This window comes from Neisseria sp. P0021.S006, from assembly GCF_051956895.1.
Genome location: NZ_JBQCWZ010000018.1, coordinates 1 through 18,416 on the forward strand (window position 1 = coordinate 1; position 18,416 = coordinate 18,416).

11 protein-coding genes, 2 pseudogenes and 1 CRISPR repeat array are annotated in these 18,416 nt (G+C 49.2%); of the genes and pseudogenes, 2 read left to right on the top strand and 11 right to left on the bottom strand.

What is annotated here, in order from left to right; genetic code table 11:
* The first annotated feature begins 17 nt into the window (after positions 1-17).
* A complete protein-coding gene (locus ACTHUM_RS05515; protein WP_039862203.1) occupies positions 18-461 on the top strand; it encodes an RpiB/LacA/LacB family sugar-phosphate isomerase in 444 nt (147 codons plus the stop codon).
* Positions 462-493: 32 nt separating this feature from the next.
* On the opposite strand, the pseudogene ACTHUM_RS05520 reads toward ACTHUM_RS05515, so the two are convergent.
* Together ACTHUM_RS05520 and ACTHUM_RS05525 are read right to left on the bottom strand one after the other, a co-directional pair.
* Positions 494-1,972 (bottom strand): annotated as a pseudogene (locus ACTHUM_RS05520) (RNA ligase).
* 89 nt (positions 1,973-2,061) lie between these two features.
* Positions 2,062-3,636 carry a vWA domain-containing protein gene (locus ACTHUM_RS05525; protein ID WP_049336823.1) on the bottom strand — a complete coding sequence of 525 codons (1,575 nt, stop codon included), beginning with the start codon at positions 3,634-3,636 and terminating at the stop codon, positions 2,062-2,064.
* 1,116 nt (positions 3,637-4,752) lie between these two features.
* Between ACTHUM_RS05525 and rtcR the strand changes: the two genes are divergently transcribed.
* Positions 4,753-6,381 (top strand): RNA repair transcriptional activator RtcR, encoded by a 1,629-nt coding sequence (gene rtcR, locus ACTHUM_RS05530; RefSeq protein WP_004520021.1) that lies wholly within the window; start codon positions 4,753-4,755, stop codon positions 6,379-6,381.
* A 152-nt stretch (positions 6,382-6,533) separates the two neighbouring features.
* Here the strand turns inward: rtcR and fghA are convergent, their stop codons facing one another.
* The 9 genes and pseudogenes from fghA to cas7c form a co-directional block, all read right to left on the bottom strand.
* Positions 6,534-7,361 (bottom strand): S-formylglutathione hydrolase, encoded by an 828-nt coding sequence (gene fghA, locus ACTHUM_RS05535; RefSeq protein ID WP_440361126.1) that lies wholly within the window; start codon positions 7,359-7,361, stop codon positions 6,534-6,536.
* Positions 7,362-7,369: 8 nt separating this feature from the next.
* On the bottom strand, positions 7,370-8,506 hold the full coding sequence (locus tag ACTHUM_RS05540; RefSeq protein ID WP_004520025.1) for an S-(hydroxymethyl)glutathione dehydrogenase/class III alcohol dehydrogenase: 1,137 nt from the start codon (positions 8,504-8,506) through the stop codon (positions 7,370-7,372).
* A gap of 93 nt (positions 8,507-8,599) precedes the next feature.
* Positions 8,600-8,848, bottom strand: a pseudogene (locus tag ACTHUM_RS05545) (CRISPR-associated helicase/endonuclease Cas3); the annotation flags it as partial.
* A gap of 260 nt (positions 8,849-9,108) precedes the next feature.
* A CRISPR array of direct repeats spans positions 9,109-13,993; the repeat unit is 31 nt; unit sequence GTTTCAACACACAGCCGCCCGAAGGCGGCTG.
* Positions 13,994-14,182: 189 nt separating this feature from the next.
* Positions 14,183-14,476 carry a CRISPR-associated endonuclease Cas2 gene (cas2, locus tag ACTHUM_RS05550; protein WP_049349119.1) on the bottom strand — a complete coding sequence of 98 codons (294 nt, stop codon included), beginning with the start codon at positions 14,474-14,476 and terminating at the stop codon, positions 14,183-14,185.
* Between the two features lie 74 nt (positions 14,477-14,550).
* Positions 14,551-15,564, bottom strand: a complete 1,014-nt coding sequence (gene cas1c / locus ACTHUM_RS05555; protein ID WP_070625731.1) for a type I-C CRISPR-associated endonuclease Cas1c — start codon at positions 15,562-15,564, stop codon at positions 14,551-14,553.
* Between the two features lie 60 nt (positions 15,565-15,624).
* Positions 15,625-16,248, bottom strand: coding sequence for a hypothetical protein (locus ACTHUM_RS05560; protein WP_070625733.1), 624 nt, complete (start codon positions 16,246-16,248; stop codon positions 15,625-15,627).
* A gap of 151 nt (positions 16,249-16,399) precedes the next feature.
* The gene (locus tag ACTHUM_RS05565; RefSeq protein ID WP_070625737.1) at positions 16,400-16,759 is read right to left on the bottom strand and encodes a hypothetical protein; all 360 of its coding nucleotides are present in this window, start codon (positions 16,757-16,759) and stop codon (positions 16,400-16,402) included.
* Between the two features lie 116 nt (positions 16,760-16,875).
* The gene (gene cas4 / locus ACTHUM_RS05570; RefSeq protein WP_070625740.1) at positions 16,876-17,526 is read right to left on the bottom strand and encodes a CRISPR-associated protein Cas4; all 651 of its coding nucleotides are present in this window, start codon (positions 17,524-17,526) and stop codon (positions 16,876-16,878) included.
* Positions 17,527-17,541: 15 nt separating this feature from the next.
* Entirely contained in the window at positions 17,542-18,408 is an 867-nt protein-coding gene (cas7c, locus tag ACTHUM_RS05575; RefSeq protein WP_070625742.1) for a type I-C CRISPR-associated protein Cas7/Csd2, read from the bottom strand.
* Positions 18,409-18,416 lie beyond the last annotated feature (8 nt).

An 18,416-nucleotide genomic window follows, 5' to 3' on the forward strand; every position in this document is an offset into this window, starting at 1 on the left:
TGCTTCAAGGAGTTTTTATGCGTTTGGTTATTGCCGCGCCGGCCAACGGCGCAATATTGAAAGACGCGCTCAAAGCGCATCTGCAAAACGACCCGCGCGTCAGCAGCTTGGTCGATTTATCCTCGCCCGAAGGGACCTATCCGCAACTCTCGTTTGCCGCGGCCGAAGAAGTCGCGGCAGGACGCGCCGACCGTGCGCTGTTGATTTGCGGCACCGGCGTGGGTACGGCAATCGCCGCCAATAAGGTGCGCGGCATACGGGCGGCAACGGCGCATGATTTACTCACGCTCCACGGCTCGGTGGAAAACTATGATGCGCAGGTTTTATGTATGGGGCAAAACGTGATTGCCGCTCCGGCTGCTTGGGCATTGGTCGATATCTGGTTGGACTTGCGTCACGACACAAACAGCGGCTATGCACCTAAAGTCGGTGAAATTGAAGCATACGAGCGCGGAAAATAAATACATGTTGCTCCATATATTTTCAGACGGCCTTACAATTGCCGCAAGAATGCTTGGATAAACGCAATCTTATCCAATTCCGGTATGGCGTTGAACGCTTCGCGATGTTCGCGGATGTGGTCGATTAAAGGGTAAAACTCTTCGTCGACGTGGCGTTTGTCGAGCTTGCGTCCGATGTTGCCTTCGTTGCTTCGTCCCAGAAACTTGGAAATCAAGTAATACGGCGATTTGAGTTTGAACAGCATTTCGCCGGTTTGGGCATCAAACACCATAAAACCTTCGTGCTCCACATTTTTCAGACGGCCTTTCAGCTCGCCGAACGTGATGTTTTTCAGCGTTTCTGGACGGCGAACGCCGTATTGTTTGCCGATTTCGTCCAATTCCGCTTCAGAAAATTGACGGCCGGTCGCCACATCAATGCAGCCGATTAAGGTTTCGCCCAATGCTTCGCGGATGATGTGCACGTCTTTCGCATCTGTGATTTCAAACAAAAAAGTATGGTTTGGATAAGCGTGGAACAGGGTTTCGTATTGAGCGCAATGTGCGGCGGTCATGTCGGCAAACGCACTATCAAGCGAGCCGGTAGTCGAATACAGCACTTTGCCGTCAAACGTCGCGCCGTGGGACGGATGGTCGTCTGAAAGCGATACGAAAGTACAGCAGCCGAGGAAGCCGTTTACTTTCACCACCGCATCTACCAGTCTCTCGTCGCCGATTATGATCGGATAACGGCTGCATTTGGCAATACGTTCCGAATAATTGAACACTTTTTTAAACGGACGCACGATGATGCGGTTGTGCGCGTCGATAATCAAACCGCGCATTTCCAGCAAAGCATCATCAAAGCAGTTGTTATAGAACACGCTGCGTGCGTATTTCAACACGCGCAATTCAGGATAACGCTTGGATGCTTTGGCAGTAAAGTTACGGCTGCCGTGTTGCAGATAATGATCGGTCACAAAGGTTTGCTGCGCCTCATCAAACAGCAGCGGCTTATGCTCGATAGCCTGCATCTGTTTGATTTTTTCTAACTGCTCTGTATTTGCCGGCTGCACAGCCTCGATATGGATTTCGTTTGCCACACGGTTTTAGTTCAGCTTGATATACGCCGCCAACACATCATGCTCTTTCACGCCGTGCAGATTGGGATAGAAATTGTGCAGTCGATAAATTTCTGTTTCAAAACCGCTTTTCTCCGCCTGATCCAATAAATGACGGCAACGCGAAGCTTTTTGGTTGGTATTGGAATTAATGATCAAAATATTTCGATTCGGATTTTGGCGTCCAAGTCTCAAGGTTTCAGTCATCAAGGCATTGCCGCATTTCTGCGCCTTATCCACCGCTTCGCCCGACCAACGATATTCACCGTATTCATCGGTAATAAACAAATCGTTTTCAATACGGACAACTTCCGCATCCTGATACTGCGCTTTAAATTCGGCGGCTTTTTGTTCGGCAAAAGTCGATTTTCCCGAACCCTGATGACCGCGTATTAAGATAAATTTTTGCATTTTGTTTCCTTATTCTTGTTCTCAGCTTGTCCTGAATAAATAGGCCGTCTGAAAAAATATTTCTACCCTTTTTTCAGACGGCCTTAGCTTCAGTTCACAGCTGCCAGCGGCGTTTTCTCAATCTCATCTACCCAGAAATCTGTACCCATACCTCGTTCGGCAAAGGAACCAATCAGGGCAAACACTTGGTCGGAGAAGCCGCCGATGTTCAAGATATCGTGACGGTTTCGTGCTTGAGCCTTGGTGTAAGGCTGGATATCCAGGCAAACGAGTTTGGCTTCGGGACAGCGTTTTTTCAGGATGTCCCATTCTTTCATCAGACTGGTTTTACCACCCCATCGTTGGCTGTCATCTGCCCAACTTTCGTTGTCTGACACGATGACGACCAAATCCACTTCAGCTTTTTCACGGTTCAACATGGCAAGCGGTGCGCTACATGCTGTTCCGCCTCCACCGATATTGGCGAGTTTTTCGGCGTTGGTCATGATGCTGTCGCGTGGGTTGAGCTTCACGTTTACCGTGATTTGCTCAAACGGTATCACGCGGGCTTGCGGATTAGTACGCAACATGGCAGCGGACACAAGTGCGGCAATGTCGATGCAGCGGGTTTTGGTGGACGCACTGCCGCGATAGCCGGTAACCGGGCTGTGCATGGAGCCGGATACATCCGGGCAAACCACGACTTTGCCTTGGATTGCCGGTACGTTTTGTACGGCAGTTTCCATCGCATCTTGCAGGGCTTCGCGGATTTCAAACGGCATTTGGTCAGATGTTGCCTGATACGCGGTCAGCAATTGGTAAGGCAGGACGCGGGCGCGGGCAATGGCGGTTTCGTCACGCAGTTTTTCTGCCACCATTTTGATGTTTTTGCTTTTGGCAAATACTTCATGGCGCAGGAAAGTGTTCAGGTTTTGGCGAACCTGCTGCCATGAGCCGTTGCGGGCGATTTGCGCCCAGTCACCGCAGTTCAAGTCTAAAGCTGTAAGCATTTGGAAAGGAACGTTGGGCAATTCGCCTTCTCGGCTTTGTTTGTAATCTTCAAAAGCACGGGTAATGGGCGACAATGCTTCGCGATCGTACGGTTTGCCGATCAGCCATGCAAACCATGCGGCACGCCATGCTTCACGCGGTTTTGGGTGCACCATTTTGACCACGTCTGCCAGCGACGGCGAATTTCCGACAGCGGCGTTCAACAGTTGTTTTTCGGTGGCGGTCAAAAGCCAAGTCTGCATCAGTTTTTTCGGACGGTTGCCGAAGGATTTTCTGCCGACTGCGCCGCTGCGGATAATTTGTGCGAAGTTACGCAACATTTTACCGTTGTCCACCACTTGGTCGAATACACGAGCGAGCATGTTCACGTCTTTTTGCGCCAACACGGCAAGCAACAGCGCAGGCATATCTTTCATAAAACCTTTTTGACGGGCATATACGGCAGTTTTGGCAATAAACTCGGCATCCAGGCTTTCTGCCAATTTCAGCACTTGGTCAAGTTGGCTTTGTGCATCAGCATAGAAGGTATTATTCAGACAACCGGTAGCCGCAAGCTGTGCCAGCTGTTGTTTGGGCGTCAGCGTGTAGGCGATGCCGCCGGCTTCATTATGGGTATCGGTTTTAGTAAAACGGTTTTTAATAGATTGAAACAAATTAGTATTAGCCATTTTCATTTTCTTTCATATTGTTGGTTTGAGGCCGTCTGAACTTGTTTTAGCTTTGTTTTTCAGACGGCCTTGAATGGGTGGCAGCGTGGCGGCTAAAGATGAAGAGAAGCGTTTTTAACTGAAAGCTAATGTATTCTCTTCCGGGCATCCGCCTACTGCCGTAGGGCGACCAGTTTAATTAGGATCATTCGGGTTTGTAGCAAGAAAGGAATGTAATCCTAATAGCATTCGCCCATAAGGGGTGGCACATTGGGCAACAAAGAGTGGAGAAATTTTTACGCGCTCTATCCTCTGAGCTACTCTGCCATAGTTGGCGACAGAGACGGGACTCGAACCCGCGACCTCGAGCTTGGTAGGCTGTAATTCCTCCGGTATTTGCCAAATATACCGAAAACGGTTTTTATATCAGCCCGCCTGAATATTTCAGACGGCCTCGAATGGATGGCAGCGTAGCGGATAAACATGAAGAGAAACGGTTTTAACGTGAAAGGTTAATGTACCCTCTCCGAGCATCCGCCTGCTGCCGTAAAAGTAATATGGCACGCAACAAGTTTTTAAGGGAAACATGCCTTTACTCTACCAACTGAGCTACTCTGCTATTTTGGATAACAGAGACAGGACTCGAACCTGCGACACAAGGATATCCATGTTGTAGTTTCCCCAGGCATTTGCCTGCCATATTGAAAAGGGTGAGCGACTAAATAAACAAGACGTTCAACGTCTATCAGACGAGACAGGATTCGAACCTGTTAATCCAAATGTAGTCTTGTTGGCATTCGCCCTGTAACCACACAGCAACTAAATTTACGGAAAATTTTTCTCCGGTAACTGTATTTCCCGAAGCATCTGCTGTATCGTTACATTCACAACATAGCCAACAGCGTGCCAAGAATAAAATTTTTATAAAAATAATTTTTAATTAATTGAATATAAAGAAAATATATTTTAAAGTGGCTTTTATCGCCAAATAGCGTATAATACTAAAAAATATATTTATAGATAGTTATATAGAAAATAAAATATACAAGGATATATGATGCGATTCGATGATTTGGACAAACACTTGCGGCTAAGTAAACGGAAAATTTGTCCTGGAAAAATAATTTAAAGACCCTCTGAAACATGAATACCATCCCCAAAAAACAAGTCGCCGTCAGCTTTCTTGGTACAGTGCTGGACAAAGGTTTCGGTCAGGGCCGTTGGTTGAAATGGCGGCCAAACGTCGCCATGAATCAGCGTCAAGATTTTCATCTCGACCGTATGGAGCTGTTTTATGCGGAGAAATACCGCGAACTGGCGGATCATGTAAAAGCCGATATTCAGCAGGTGTCGCCGCACACAGTCGTCAATCTCGTGCCTATGGAGCTGGCAAACCCGTGGGATTTCTCCGAGGTTTATACCAAACTGCACGATTGGGCAGCAAACTATCCATTTGATACAGAAGAAGAAACCTATCTCACCCACATCACGACAGGTACACACGTTGCCCAAATCTGCCTGTTTTTATTGGTGGAATCACGTCAAATCCCCGGCGTACTGTTGCAAACCGCTCCGCCCAAAAATCAAAGACGCAGTATGGAGGACGGCAATGTCGGTAGTTATGAAATCATCGATTTGGACTTGGCGCGTTACGACGTGCTGGCCGAACGCCTCGCCGCCGTGCGCGATGACGCAGTGCGCTACCTGAAAAGCGGCATTTCTACCCAAAACGCCGCCTTCAACCGCATGATTGCCGAAATTGAACAAGTCGCACTCAACTCTCCTTCCCCCATTCTGCTTTCCGGCCCGACAGGCGCAGGTAAATCCATGCTGGCACGCAGGATTTTTGAATTGAAAAAAGCGCGCCATCTGATTAAAGGCACATTTGTCGATGTAAACTGCGCCACCCTTCGCGGCGACGGCGCAGCATCTGCCCTGTTCGGCCACAAAAAAGGCGCCTTTACCGGTGCTGCAGAAAAGCGTGAAGGCTATTTGAAAACCGCCGACGGCGGTGTATTGTTTTTAGATGAAATTGGCGAATTGGGCTTGGACGAGCAAGCTATGTTGCTCAAAGCCATTGAAGAAAAACACTTTTATCCCGTCGGCAGCGACAGCGAAGTCAAAAGCGACTTCCAACTTATCGCCGGCACCAACCGCGACCTACGCCACGAAATCCGCGCCGGACGCTTCCGCGAAGACCTGTTCGCCCGCATTAATATCTGGAATTACCCACTACCTGCACTCGCCAACCGTCGCGAAGACATCGAGCCCAACGTCGAACACCAGCTCGCCTTAGCCTCGCAAGAACTCGGCCGAACCACCCGCTTCAACAAAGAAGCCCTGGCCACCTACCTCGACTTCGCCCACTCCAACCAAGCACCATGGCGCGGCAACTTCCGCGACCTCGCCGCCAGCATCATGCGCCTGGCCACACTCGCGCCGCAAGGCAGGATACAAGTAGAACAAGTCCAAGCCGAAATCGAACGCCTCAAATGGTTATGGTCGGAAGAACCCTTTTCAGACGGCCTCCTACATAACAGGCCGTCTGAAAAAGCACAAGACTACCCCGATAAAATCGATTGGGACACATTGGATTTATTCGACAAACTACAACTGCAACACGTTATCGACGAATGCCGCAAACATCCCAACATGGCCGCCGCCGGCCGTGCATTGTTCAACGTCTCCCGAACAGAAAGGGCAAAAGTCAATGACAGCGATCGACTGAGAAAGTATTTGCAACGGTTTGGACTGGAATGGGGGGATATTTAAATAGAGTGGGCAGACTAGTTCATTTTGAGAGCATTATTTTTTATCATTTATAAAAAACAAAAGGCATCAATCTGATGCCTTTTTATTTTCGTTAACATAAAAAATTAACGTTCATACCAACGTTTGGTCGATTCACGAATCACTTCTTTGGTTTACTTCAAAAATGCCGCATGATAGGCAATATGCTCGCCAACAAAACTGGCGATGAAGTAATAGCTATGATCATAGCCTTTGTGGAAGCGCACATCGACTGGTTGATTTGCCGCACGACAGGTTTCAATAAAATCTTCGGTACGTAATTGTGTTGGCAAAAACTCATCTTCCAAGCCCTGATCAATGCGCATACCTTGTACTTTATAGCCTTGTTGAATGAGTGAGCTGGCATCATATTGCTGCCATTTTTCGCGATCTTTTCCTAAATAGGCAGAAAAGGCTTTTTCTCCCCAAGGCACGAGGCTAGGCGATAAAATGGGCGAAAAGGCAGAAACACTTTGATAACGTTCTTGGTTTCGCAGCGCCAATACCAATGCGCCATGTCCGCCCATTGAATGTCCCATAATCGAACGTTTGCCGTTGGTAGGGAAATTTTCCTCAATCAGACTAGGCAACTCATTCAAAATATAATCATACATTTGATAATTCGTCGCCCAAGGCTGCTCGGTCGCATTCAAATAAAAGCCCGCACCTTGCCCTAAATCGTAAGCAGCATCATTCGGCACTTGCTCTCCGCGAGGGCTGGTATCGGGAGCAACCACAATTACTTGATGTTCTGCCGCGTAACGCTGAAAGCCTGATTTGGTAATGAAATTTTGTTCCGTACACGTTAAGCCGGAAAGCCAATAAATCACACCAAGCGGTCGATTCTCCGGATTATCCGGCAAATAGACGGCAAATTTCATTTCGCATTGCAGCGTTTGGGCATGGTGTGCCCACACTTGTTGCGAACCACCAAAAATTTGATGTTGTTCAATCAGTTTCATCGCGTACCTTAGTAATGAATAACAGCGCGGATCGATTTACCTTCATGCATTAACTCAAAGGCTTCATTAATTTGATCGAGCGTCATTGTGTGGGTCACAAACGGTTCTAACTCGATATCGCCTTTCATTGAATCTTCCACCATTTTCGGCAGTTCAGAGCGGCCTTTCACGCCACCAAACGCCGTGCCTTTCCAAACACGACCGGTTACCAACTGGAACGGGCGAGTTGAAATTTCTTGCCCTGCACCCGCTACGCCGATGATAATGGATTGTCCCCAACCACGGTGTGCGCTTTCTAATGCTTGACGCATCACGTTTACATTGCCGATACATTCAAAGGTATGGTCAATACCCCATTTATTGATGTCTAACAACACATCTTTGATTGGTTTATCGTAATCGTTAGGATTTAAACAATCCGTTGCACCAAATTGTTTTGCCAGCTCGAATTTTGCAGGATTGGTATCAATAGCAATAATACGACCCGCTTTAGCTTGACGTGCACCTTGCACCACAGCTAAACCAATCGCCCCTAAACCAAACACTGCAACAGAGTCGCCTTCTTGCACTTTTGCCGTATTATGTACCGCACCAATACCTGTGGTAACGCCGCAGCCGAGTAAACATACTTGTTCGTGGTTTGCTTCCGGGTTGATTTTCGCCAGTGAAACTTCGGCAACAACTGAGTATTCACTGAAAGTCGAACAGCCCATATAGTGATAGATCGGCTGACCTTGATAAGAAAAACGCGTCGTGCCATCTGGCATTAAGCCTTTACCTTGTGTATCACGCACTGAAACGCATAAGTTGGTTTTACCTGAACGACAAAACTCACATTCGCCACATTCAGCGGTGTAAAGAGGAATGACGTGATCACCTGGTTTTACGCTTGACACACCTTCGCCCACAGCAACGACCACACCCGCACCTTCGTGTCCAAGCACCACAGGGAATACGCCTTCAGGATCGCTTCCTGACAACGTAAACGCATCAGTATGGCACACACCAGTGTGAGTGTTACGAATTAACACCTCGCCTTTGCGTGGCATTTCTACGTCGATTTCCACAATTTGTAAGGGTTGATTTGGGGAGAATGCCACCGCCGCACGAGATTTGATGGTTGGATTGGTTTGTTTAATTTCCATTATTTTTGCCTTTTAATTCATTAATAAAGTTATCTAGCCTACGAAAGATAACCACAGTTTATACTTTGGAACCCACCCTGAAGCAAGCATTTTTGCAATTTTGGCTCCGGCGATAGCTTGATCGACTAAAGGGCTGCCATGTAATTGGCGGTTAAAGGCTTCCGAATATTTCCCTTAGTCATGAAGCTGTCCAGTATGGCAGGCACCGAATACCCGAGCAAACTCCACCGCCATTTCCCCAACATTGACCAAATGGCTTTGTAAGGTTTGCCAATGTTCGTAAGGCAAGAGATTACCGAGTTTGTCTTGGGCAGAATGGGCGTAGTAAATTAGGGTTTTCATATTGAAATTCTAAAAAATTTAAACTGATATTATGCAATGATAATATGATATTAAATTTAATATGCAAATAGAAAAAATGCTGTCTGAAACTTTTTCAGACGGCATTGTTATTGATTACCCTTTATGACTTGCTTCTAATATCCTTCACAGCTTTCACTAAAGCTTCGGAAAGCGAAGGATCAAAAGAAGAGCGGTCTGCTTGGACAATATTTGAACATACAGCCCCTCTTCCTTACTTAGACATGAGATACGGTGGCAGAGTTTCAACACACAGCCGCCCGAAGGCGGCTGGGGCCGGTAAAGGCGGCGAGTAGAGGGTTTTGCTGGTTTCAACACACAGCCGCCCGAAGGCGGCTGGAGCCGCGATAGTGATTGCTGACACGGCCAAAACACTGCGTTTCAACACACAGCCGCCCGAAGGCGGCTGAAGACCAAGACACCGTCTACGACGACAGCGACCTGTTTCAACACACAGCCGCCCGAAGGCGGCTGCTTTTTAGCCAAAATGGGCGAATCCATCGCGCCTGTTTCAACACACAGCCGCCCGAAGGCGGCTGATTGAAAAATGCGGATATTTCAATGGATCGCATAAGTTTCAACACACAGCCGCCCGAAGGCGGCTGGATTTGGGTCAACAGGCCGTCAAATTCCAAGATAGTTTCAACACACAGCCGCCCGAAGGCGGCTGCATCGTAGTTATCGGCAAGGGCGCGTAATTGCGTGTTTCAACACACAGCCGCCCGAAGGCGGCTGCATCGTAGTTATCGGCAAGGGCGCGTAATTGCGTGTTTCAACACACAGCCGCCCGAAGGCGGCTGCCACCACCGCCACCGGCAGGCGCGTGAGCTTTGGCAGTTTCAACACACAGCCGCCCGAAGGCGGCTGAATACTGTTCTTGCGAGATTCCAGCGTGTTTTGGTTTCAACACACAGCCGCCCGAAGGCGGCTGTTAACCATTCCGTCAATATTAATTACTCTTTCGATGTTTCAACACACAGCCGCCCGAAGGCGGCTGCATTGTAAAGGCGGCCTCTATCAATACATAGGCGTTTCAACACACAGCCGCCCGAAGGCGGCTGAATTAACAATCCATGCTTGCTTGCTTTTAATCCGTGTTTCAACACACAGCCGCCCGAAGGCGGCTGGAAAACATTAGGCCGTCTTCGTCCAAAAAGTTGAGTTTCAACACACAGCCGCCCGAAGGCGGCTGACATTGATGCCGGTTCTGCGCAGTCGGCGTTTGCCGTTTCAACACACAGCCGCCCGAAGGCGGCTGCTCTTGTATTTTTTGTGTGATTTCTTGAGTTTGCGCGGTTTCAACACACAGCCGCCCGAAGGCGGCTGGTCGTTGGTGCAGGTGCGGTTGCCCCAAACGCGGTTTCAACACACAGCCGCCCGAAGGCGGCTGCGCCACCGTCTCGATGGGACGATGTGTAGCAGTCGTTTCAACACACAGCCGCCCGAAGGCGGCTGAGCCGCATTTTATGGCTCAGCAGTCCGGTTTAGTGTTTCAACACACAGCCGCCCGAAGGCGGCTGCTTTATCGTCTTCAGCGGTCAGCCACTGCTTGCCGGTTTCAACACACAGCCGCCCGAAGGCGGCTGTTTTCTAATTTCTCGACTTTTTCGGCCAGCTCTTGTTTCAACACACAGCCGCCCGAAGGCGGCTGAATCAACGCCTGCCCTGTTTATGACACAGATGTACTTGTTTCAACACACAGCCGCCCGAAGGCGGCTGCATCATATCTTCCGCGCTGACGGCTTTGATATTGAGTTTCAACACACAGCCGCCCGAAGGCGGCTGGTACACCGACGCGCCGGTTTGTATATCTCAAATGTTTCAACACACAGCCGCCCGAAGGCGGCTGCTTCCAACACCGTCATGACGTGCTTGAACGGTACGTTTCAACACACAGCCGCCCGAAGGCGGCTGGAGCGGGTACAACGCTCAATGCTGAACAGGTCAAGGTTTCAACACACAGCCGCCCGAAGGCGGCTGAATAAATCCAAGCGCGCCGTTTCTAGGCCGTCTGTTTCAACACACAGCCGCCCGAAGGCGGCTGATCGGCAGCCTGCGCGGCCAATAAATCGTTAAGCGTTTCAACACACAGCCGCCCGAAGGCGGCTGACTTTGGACTGGCAGTAGATACCATCGGGGGCGTAGTTTCAACACACAGCCGCCCGAAGGCGGCTGCGCACTTATTCCGCAGGCGTTTGGTTTGGCGTGTTGTTTCAACACACAGCCGCCCGAAGGCGGCTGTTAAAAATAATTCTAATCAGACGCTAATTTTCAATGTTTCAACACACAGCCGCCCGAAGGCGGCTGGTAGTTGCTGGTGTGCCAGTATGGGTGGGTGCTGTTTCAACACACAGCCGCCCGAAGGCGGCTGAAAATCCAACGGCAACACTTTCCAAAATTTGCCGTGTTTCAACACACAGCCGCCCGAAGGCGGCTGCGATCCTGCGCGGCGTCGTCGAGCTTGAAACGGGGGTTTCAACACACAGCCGCCCGAAGGCGGCTGATCACTTAGCCTGCGGCATTGCTCACAAGGTGATCGTTTCAACACACAGCCGCCCGAAGGCGGCTGCATCAAACTGGCGGAGGATTTCAATAAGAATCCGGAGTTTCAACACACAGCCGCCCGAAGGCGGCTGTATCCTCACAGGTATAGCCGTTATGTAAAGGGTTGTTTCAACACACAGCCGCCCGAAGGCGGCTGTTTCATTACAAAACTGAGGATAAATAGATATGATGTTTCAACACACAGCCGCCCGAAGGCGGCTGGGGGGATATTTTTTTTGCCTAGTAGTCCATTTTGAGTTTCAACACACAGCCGCCCGAAGGCGGCTGCGCCGTTTTATTTTTCGGCGCGTGGTGTGGACGGCGGTTTCAACACACAGCCGCCCGAAGGCGGCTGCACGTCTAACCCTCTAGTTATAAATTTTTAGTTAGTTTCAACACACAGCCGCCCGAAGGCGGCTGTGAACCGGAAAATTGCAGATGGGCTACCCCTGTTGTTTCAACACACAGCCGCCCGAAGGCGGCTGCATAAAACAACAAGGCTTCCTTTAACAAACTCAAGTTTCAACACACAGCCGCCCGAAGGCGGCTGGTTATTGATACCATATCCCAATCGCGGGTCGGAACGGTTTCAACACACAGCCGCCCGAAGGCGGCTGGTTTGTGGCTTGCTATAAATGCCATCGGGGGCGCGGTTTCAACACACAGCCGCCCGAAGGCGGCTGGAAAAAAAAAAATCGACGGTTAAAAAATCCGTAGTTTCAACACACAGCCGCCCGAAGGCGGCTGGGGATATATTGCACACGTATAAGCGGTACATTAGGGTTTCAACACACAGCCGCCCGAAGGCGGCTGTTCGCAATCACGCCCGACAGATTCGCCAAGAACCAGTTTCAACACACAGCCGCCCGAAGGCGGCTGGCCGTTTTATTTTTCGGCGCGTTATGTGTGAGCGGTTTCAACACACAGCCGCCCGAAGGCGGCTGATTCTAACGTGGTACTTATATAACTGCCCTGTTAAGTTTCAACACACAGCCGCCCGAAGGCGGCTGTCCGCAATACTTCTATGATAAGTGTGGGTATAATGGTTTCAACACACAGCCGCCCGAAGGCGGCTGCAATCAGCATTTCAAAGACGGGTAACACATCGTAGTTTCAACACACAGCCGCCCGAAGGCGGCTGTCAAAGAAGTTACCAAAACTGAAGAAGAAATCATTGTTTCAACACACAGCCGCCCGAAGGCGGCTGAACCGACTATTACACATACGGCGGCTATGAAATTGTTTCAACACACAGCCGCCCGAAGGCGGCTGGCCGATAAAGGGGAGTTTACATTTAAAGGCATTGTTTCAACACACAGCCGCCCGAAGGCGGCTGTCTACCTCGATTTACAATCAAACGAAATTTTTCAGTTTCAACACACAGCCGCCCGAAGGCGGCTGGATAGCGGCGAAAAGGTATGACGGCAAATGTAAAGTTTCAACACACAGCCGCCCGAAGGCGGCTGATAGACTGGACGCATGAATCAATTTCACTTTCAAAGTTTCAACACACAGCCGCCCGAAGGCGGCTGTTTTTTGGTATATGCAAAGCTAGTCAAGCATTTGCGTTTCAACACACAGCCGCCCGAAGGCGGCTGTACAACTTCCTGTTGTTCCGTACCAAGCACCGTCCGTTTCAACACACAGCCGCCCGAAGGCGGCTGTTCTTCATGGTTTTGTCCTTTCAGGATAATAAGAGTTTCAACACACAGCCGCCCGAAGGCGGCTGGTATGCGCCCCACCAATCTTGTAACCCATCGGCAGGTTTCAACACACAGCCGCCCGAAGGCGGCTGTCAAAATCTGATAAATGGCGGCAGGTCGTATGGGTTTCAACACACAGCCGCCCGAAGGCGGCTGAAATGTTTCCTCGTCCAGTTTAACCAAGCAATCGGGTTTCAACACACAGCCGCCCGAAGGCGGCTGCATCTGCGCCATGTCGATTTGGTATTGCTTAAATTGTTTCAACACACAGCCGCCCGAAGGCGGCTGTGAAGCAGGCGAAAAAACAGGATTGCAAAACGGTGCGTTTCAACACACAGCCGCCCGAAGGCGGCTGGCCTTGTTCATGCCTGCCATTGTTGCCTACCGTATGTTTCAACACACAGCCGCCCGAAGGCGGCTGGATAGCAGGGAGATAGCAGGGTAGATACTGGGTAGGTTTCAACACACAGCCGCCCGAAGGCGGCTGACTTAACAAAAGTGCTAGTACAATGCGAAGCCATGGTTTCAACACACAGCCGCCCGAAGGCGGCTGAAGTTAGCACCGCCAGCATCTTTGCTAATAGCCTGTTTCAACACACAGCCGCCCGAAGGCGGCTGGTATAGAGAAAGGATTAATCATGGACTTTGTATGGTTTCAACACACAGCCGCCCGAAGGCGGCTGTCTGATACTGGAACTACTGGAACTACATGGTTAGTTTCAACACACAGCCGCCCGAAGGCGGCTGCGCGTATTCACTGCTGACGTAACAATCCTGCAGGTTGTTTCAACACACAGCCGCCCGAAGGCGGCTGCGTCTCTGCCCTGATTGATAAAGCAGGCAGCAAAGGTTTCAACACACAGCCGCCCGAAGGCGGCTGAGCCTCTCTTAAAAGCCTTGTTCCATCAGGTTTCGCAGCCCCGATTTCGCTAAGCTCCTAAGAAAAGCGTGAACGCGAGTATAACACAGCCTTTTCCGTTACGCCCGCATTCGCAATATCCTGATTATTAAAGAACAATCCCAATTCGCCAACCCTGCCGCATTTTCATGAGAACCGCAGGTTGGCGATTTACACAATCAACGTATCCTTAAACACATCCACCGCCGGTTTTGCGCCGTGATGTTCTACTTTCCGCCGCCATTTGCTGCCCAGATGGTAAAAGCGCAGGCTGTCAGTTTCAGGGTTGTAGGTTTTCAAAAGTTTGTCCTTTAAAACAACCCACTGATCGGGCGCGATATCGCATTCGAACACCGAATACTGCACGCGCACGCCGTAGTCCAAACACAATTTCGCCACGCGCCGTAGCCTTGCCTGTCCGTCCGCGTCTTCCAACGAAATATCGTAAGTAATCAGCATTAGCATTTTGTATTCCCATATACAGGCTGCTTTAAAGGCCGTCTGAAAATATCCGATCCGTTTTCAGACGGCCTGCAAACCTATCTCATCAAAAACGGCGGGTATTCCGCCAAATCTCCGCGTAAGTGCCGTGCCAACAACATTGCCTGAATATACGGCAGCAGCCCAATTTCCACTTCCTCGCCTAAAAACGGATGAACTATTTTCTCCTGCTTTTTCGCCTGCAAGGCTTGGAACAGCAGCTTACGCGCCTCCGCTTTCAAGCTCACCGCGCCGCTTGCCTCGGTAACAAAATCCTGCGGTTTGATTTGCCCGCGGTTAATCAGCGACAACACCAGCCTGTCTGCCCACCACGCGCGGAATTCTTCCAAAATATCCTGCGCCAAACTGTCGCGCCCCGGGCGGTCGGCGTGCAAAAAGCCCACCTGCGGATCCAGCCCCACACCTTGCAGCGCGCCGCTGATGTCCTTGCCCAACAGACTGTACACAAACGACAACAGCGCATTCACCCCGTCTCTAGGCGGACGGCGGTTGCGTCCGTCAAAAGAAAAACCGCTTTTTTCGCTCAAAAGCTGCCCAAATACGCCGAAATAACGCGCCGCCGCATCGCCCTCAATACCGCGCACCACGTCCAGCTCCGCCACGCCCTTCAACTGCCACAGCGAAATGTTCAAAGCATCGACCGCACTTTGAATCGCCGCATTCTCGCCGTAATTGCGAATCTGCCGCTGAAGCACCCGCTTGCTCGCCTGAATCTTCGCCGCAATGATATTGCGCGCAATCGGCACAGGATTTTGCTCCGACCCCCGATACTGCGCCCGACGCAGTAGCACATTGCCGCTTTGCCGCCCCTGAAGCCGCCCCAAATAACGTCCGTTTTCGGTAAAAAACGCCAAATTCACATTATTTTCACCGCAAAACCCTAACAAAAACGGCGATACCAGCACATTGCCAAAACAGAAAATATGCCCAATAGAATGCACCGGCAACTGCGCCACCTTCTTACGCTCCTGCGCCACCACCAGCGTCTCCCGCTCCTTATGCAGATAGCTGCCTTGGGTGGTGATATACAGCGTGTTTTGCAGTTTGCGCATGGGAAAACTCCTTAGGTTTTGACCGTGCTTTTGGGGTTAAACGGGGGGGCTAGCTAAAAATTAGATTTTATCTTCTGCCGGATCAACTTTATACCAATGCTCACAATTTCTTTTACACTCTAATGCTGGCGTAGTTCTTGTTACCCTTCTTTTCTTGCTACCATCAGAATAACGTATATTCTCCCACTCGATTGGCTTATTATAATATTTCATTTCTCCACCGCACTGTGGACATTGAGAAATACTAATTTTCTCTAGACTTAAACGATGCCCCATACCGCTAATAGCATAATTAAAAACTAATGGGTATCTAGTTTGATACTTAGTAATTCTGCGTAATGTAATGGTGATAAGAAATAATACAGCAATAGCTATTAAAATAAATATATAAGTATTATTTATTTCACTTTGTATTATAGTTTTACCATTTACTAAATATAATATGGGTTTAACTATACAATTATAAATAGGTAATAGCCCTGCTAAAGAAATCAGAAAACTAGCCCATGTCAGCCAAGCCATCGTAATGGGACTTCTCCAAATTGGTTCTGGGGTGTATGTAGCTATTTTCTTTTCATTTATTAAATCTGGTGCATCTTGAGTATGTACATTATGAACATCACCATTAACTATTTGTGTATTCCCATAAAAATTAGCATTTTTAAAATCATTTTTTTGTGTCATGTTTTTCCTTAGATATCTTGGATATCTTGAAACTTCAATAGAATATTATTCAGAATTAAATAATATTAAATATGCCCTGAGGTTAGCAGGTTGGGTAAAACAGCATAACCCAACCTGTATGTATTGAATCTATTCTATAACAACAAGTATACTAATCGTCTTCTAAACCCAGTCTTTCTCTTTCTTCTCGTATTTCCTCTAAATCATCTTCACTAAGCTCTCGTTCAAGGTGATAAAATATTATATTTGCATTATCCAGTATTTCATCAATTTCATCTGAATATCTATCTGCAAAATCACCTTCTTCAAGCTCGTCGATATGTTTCGACAATAAGTCTTGTGGCAAACCGCTTTTTAACCCGAGAAAGTCATCATGAAAAGTATAAACTCGGTCATCATGTCCAATATCCACTAAAATATCTACGACATTCTCTACAGTAGGATTTTCTAACTCTAGTTTTTCACCAACATCAGATAGATTGCTAAATTGATGTTCTATATTTCTTGTCATTTACGACTCCTTAAAATGTGTAATTACAATTGAGCATGATTACTCGTCTTCAGAAATTGCGATTAATTTAGAAGATTCAAGTTAATTAACGTAATAATTTTTTTTCAAATAAAATATTACTCCCCAAACAACCTCTCCACATACCCCACGCTCCTATCCCGTTTCCCCAATAACTCCGGCTGGCAAATCTCCACCAGCGAGCAGGCTTTGCAGCGTTTGCCGTAGTCGGGTGGCGGGGTTTGTCCGCTGTTTAGAAGTTCACGCACGGCAGCGATGGTGGCGAGTGTTTGGGCGCGTAGGTCATCTGAAAACGCGACAGGGACGCGGTGGCGGGTTTGCATATACCACAATGCGCCCTCAGAGACGGTTTGCCCCGTCATTTCTTCTAGGCACAAGCCTTGGGCGCAAAGCTGGATTTCATCCATCGGGTCGGGTTTTGGCTTGCCGCGTTTGTATTCCACGGGTTTCAGACGGCCTGTTTTCGTATCCACTTCCACCAAATCCAATACGCCGCTGATGCCCAGTTTCTCCGCCGACACATGCACCGTCCGCTCAAAGCGTACGCCCTTGCGCGTTTCCGGCTCGCCCGAATCCACCCGCTCATGCAACGCCTTGCCCTGCGCGGTCAAATAATTCTCCGCCCACGCCTGCTCGTTGTGAATCAACGCACATTGACGCGGGCAGAAGGCATAGTGTTGCAAGGCAGAAAGGGGAATCAGGCTAGTGTCCTGATTTTCCCCTTGGGTTTTGGTTAAAAGTGCGGTCATTTTTTTGAACGTTTTTTAAAGCAACTCTTCCACACTCACGCCATTTAAGCCGTCTGAAAGCACGCTGATTTTGTAATCGCCAAAACCGCTCGCTGGCGTACCTGATTCGCCGTTCACGCGTTCGACTTTCACGGCGTCAAACAGTTTATGTGCAGGCTGGCTGCCGAGTGCACTGTCGTGTTTAAAAACAATCAGTTTGCGCGCCGCCATTTCACCACGAGCGGCGGAGCGGTCGTGTTCAAACATCAGCGTCAGGGCTTGCCAGAGTTTGGCTAAGTCGTCGTCTGAAAAACCGGTTTTGGCGGCAAGGTTGGCGGAGATAAAGCCGTGCACGCGGTAGAGCGCGTAAGGGACGATGTATTTGCGCCCCATGGTGCGTTCTTTTTCCAAGTCTTTTTCGTTGGTTACCGCCATGCGGGTGATGGAAACTTCCAGCGGCACAATCGGGTCGATGGATTGGGCGAACGCCAGTTGTACAGGGCCGCGCACTTGTCCGCTGTTGACTTCGGTGGTCATCACGGCGCCGAAGGTGCGGATATCGAAGAAGTTTTTGCACATCCACGCGGTAATGTCGCGGGCTTTGGCTTCGTCTTTGGGCAGTTTTTTGGGTTCAGATTCAATGCCTAGTGCTTCATAAGCGCGTTTGTTTTGCAGGTTTAACACGCTTTTTTCTTTCACGTAGATTTCGTAACCGGCTTCGTTTTCGCTGCTGATTTCGACAAAATTACGGATTTTTCGTTTCAGGCAGACATCGGTTACCAAGCCTTTACTGGATTCGGGATCAAGGCGCGGCATATTGCCCGCATCGGGATCGCCGTTGGGGTTGCCGTTGGTAACATCAAAAAAGTAAACAAATTCATAGCGGTTTTGAATGGCAGACATTTTCTGGC